Consider the following 511-nt stretch of genomic DNA (forward strand, 5'->3'; position numbering starts at 1 on the left):
CTCGTGATCCGGGCACTGCGTCGCAAGCTCCCGGCCTTCACGCTCGTCGATCAGGCGATCAACTGTCACCACAACTACCTGTCGCGAGAAATTCAAGATGGTCGTTCGATGATGGTGACGCGGAAAGGTGCAGTGTCTGCGCAGAAAGGCCAGCTTGGCATCATCCCGGGTTCGATGGGCGCGAAATCCTTCATCGTCTGTGGCAAAGGTCATGAGGCTGCTTATTGCTCGTGTTCGCACGGCGCTGGCCGTAAGATGAGCCGAACGAAGGCCAAGAAGCAGTTTACGCAAGACGACCTCTTTTATCAGACAATGGGCATCGAGTGCCGGAAGGACGCAGGCGTCGTGGACGAGATTCCGGCCGCCTACAAGGATATCGATGAGGTGATGGGGGCGCAGTCCGAACTGGTTGATGTGGTGGCGACGCTGCGTCAGGTAATGTGTATCAAGGGGTAAAAATGCTGATCAAACAAATCAAGTCTGACCAAGAAGACGCGCGCCGCGCCAAGGC

The 511-nt window shown here is 56.6% G+C and carries 1 protein-coding gene; it reads left to right on the forward strand.

Going from position 1 to position 511, the window contains the following annotated elements; translation table 11 throughout:
* A partial coding sequence (locus tag AC1RPU_RS07815; protein WP_481769614.1) for an RtcB family protein occupies positions 1 to 456 on the forward strand: 456 nt, incomplete at its 5' end.
* Between the last annotated feature and the right edge of the window lie 55 nt (positions 457 to 511).

It is taken from the genome of Dellaglioa sp. CoH-55-MRSF-7 (assembly GCF_056782235.1).